At 67.5% G+C, this 2,769-nt stretch carries 1 protein-coding gene and 1 pseudogene; both read left to right on the top strand.

Annotation, left to right across the window (positions count from 1 at the left end; translation table 11 throughout):
- Positions 1–1,311 (top strand): annotated as a pseudogene (locus Q0W90_RS24090) (GTP-binding protein); the annotation flags it as partial.
- 93 nt (positions 1,312–1,404) lie between these two features.
- The coding region (lanKC, locus tag Q0W90_RS24095) for a class III lanthionine synthetase LanKC (RefSeq protein WP_297777148.1) at positions 1,405–2,769 on the top strand (1,365 nt) is incomplete at its 3' end.

Below are 2,769 nucleotides of genomic sequence, written 5' to 3' on the forward strand. Positions count from 1 at the left end.
CAGACTCGACGCTGCCTCGCCCACCCGGTCTATGTGGGCTCCGCTTTGACCGGCGTCGGCGTCGAGCAGCTCGTGCAGGGCACGGTCGGCCTGCTGGGCCGAGCCCAACCCAGGAGCGCGTCGGACGACGGCATCTCCGGTCTGGTGTTCAAGATCGGCCGCGAGCCGTCGGGCGAGCGGGTGGCCTACGTTCGGATGTTCGGCGGCGAGTTGGGGGTGCGGCAGCGGGTGCCCGTGGGCTCGGGGCACACCGGGCACGACGGCCGGGCGACGGCGATCGCGGTCTTCGAGGACGGTCGCACCGTGAGACGGTCCAGCGTTGCAGCCGGCCGGATCGCCAAGGTCTGGGGCCTGGACCGAGCCACCGTGGGCGACAGGATCGGGACCGTCGCCGGGAGCTCCGCGGGTCGAGAGTTCGCGCCGCCAACGCTTGAGTCGGTCGTCGTACCCGCCGACCCCGCGGACGGCCACCGGCTGCGGCTGGCGCTCGGCCAGCTCGCCGACCAGGACCCGTTGATCGGCGTCCGGACCGACCCGAGTGGACGCGAGGTGGCTGTCTCTCTGTATGGCGAAGTGCAGAAGGAAGTGATTGCCGCCACGCTGGCCACCGAGTACGGCCTCGCGGTGACATTTCACCCGGCCACGCCCCTCTACGTCGAGCGGCCGACGCGGGTCGGCGAGGCTGTCGAGGAGCTGCACGCCGACTCCAACCCCTACAACGCCACGGTTGGCCTGCAGGTGGAGCCGGCGGCGGTCGGGTCCGGGATCGCATTCCGACTGGAGGTGCCCTGGAGCGCCGTGCCGCTGTACGTCTACAAGCGCGCGGAGAACTTCGCGGTGCATATGGAGGAGTACGTCCGCGAGGCGCTGGCTGTCGGCCCGCACGGCTGGCAGGTCACCGACTGCGTGGTCACGCTGAACCGCTGCATGTACAGCGTGCCCGACGGCCCGCCCTCGCGGAGCGGGCCGCTCAGCACCGCCGCGGACTTCCGCAAGCTCACGCCGCTGGTGCTGGCACAGGCGCTCGAGCGGGCGGCAACCGTGGTCTGCGAGCCGACCGAACGGCTACAGCTCGAGGTGCCCGCGAATGCCGTCGGCGGGATCCTCGCTGCCTTGGCCCGGCTCGGCGCGACCGTCGAAGTACCGCTTCTCACCGCGGAGCTCGGGACCGTCGAGGCGATCATGGCGGCTGTTCGAGTGCCTGAGCTACGCCATCAGTTGGCCGGCCTGACCGGTGGCGAAGGGCTGGTGGAGTCCTCATTCGCCGGATACCGGCCGCTGGTCGAGAAGGTGCCGACAGCAACAACGTGACGGCGGCTACTGGAAACGGTTTGCTGTGCGCTTCGCGGGGGTACACGAGGCACACCGGGCCGCGGGACGCATACGCAATCGGGAGGGACCGGGGTGAGCCAGGGTTACGAGGCATTCTGCCTGAACGACCCACTGTTCTATGACGCCCCGATGCTGGCGCGCGACGACGACGTCGACTATGAGCTGGCCAACCGTTCTGTCCCGCCGGGCTGGCGGCGCGACAGCTTGGAAGACTGGCTGGTTTACACCCCCGCAGATGCGGACGTCCCGAGTCAGGGATGGAAGATCCACGCGTCAGCTTCTTTGGACGATGCCGAGAAGATTCTCAACGTCGTATGGGACTACTGCCTCGAACAGCGCATCCCATTCAAGTTTGTGCGCAGCGCTCAACTGCTGCTGCTTGCCAACGGCAAGTATGCGGATCGGGCGTCGAGCGGCAAGTTCATCACGATCTATCCTCGCGATGAGGTCCAGTTCGGTGAGGCTTTGAACGACCTAGGGGTCGCACTGGCGGGTTTCCAGGGGCCTTATATTTTGAGCGACCTTCGTTGGTCGGATGGCCCCTTGTATGTCAGGTACGGCGCCTTCGCGGAGCGCTACTGCCTGTCGGACTCCGGTGAGGTGGTGCCCGCGATCGAAGCGCCCGACGGCTTGTTGGTGCCGGATCGTCGCGGGACGGCGTTCAGCGTCCCGCCCTGGGTCACGGTGCCAACGCTACTGGCGCCAGCCCTCGAGGCAAGAGCCGCCACGACTCTTGCGAATCTGCCGTATCGGGTCGAACGGCCGCTGCACTTCTCCAACGGCGGTGGCGTCTATCTCGCGACTGACGCGCGTACCGACGAGCCGGTGATCCTCAAGGAGGCACGCCCCCACGCCGGACTCGCCATCGACGGATCGGACGCGGTGCAGCGACTGGCCAACGAACGGGTGATCCTCGAGTCCCTCGCCGGCCTCGGCGCCGTACCGGAAGTGAAGGGCGCCTTCATCGTCGGCGGTCACCACTTCTTGGCGCTGGAGTACATCGAGGGAACGCCGCTGTCGGGCAGCCTCGTGGACCGGTACCCGCTCAGCTTGCTCGGCGAGTCAAAGGACTTCACCGGATACACGTCCTGGGCGGTAGAGGTGATGACGAAGCTTCGCCGACTAGTGGCGGCGGTGCACGAACGCGGCGTCGTCATTGGCGACCTCCATCCGGGCAATGTGCTGATCCGTGCTGACGGACGACTGGTCTTGGTCGACCTCGAGGTCGCCTCCGACGTCCGATCAGCACGCAGGCCCACTCTTGTGGACCCGGCCTTCGCCGCGCCCGACGATCGCGCGGGGTTTGAGGTGGACGAGTATGCCTTGGCGGCGATAGGCCTTTCGGTGTTCCTTCCGCTGACGGAGTTGATCGCCCTCGACACCTCCAAGGTCGACCAGTTTGCGCGGGAGATCCAGGCACTGTTCCCGCTCCCTACG

The organism is Mycobacterium sp. (assembly GCF_025933915.1).
GTDB lineage: Bacteria > Actinomycetota > Actinomycetes > Mycobacteriales > Mycobacteriaceae > Mycobacterium.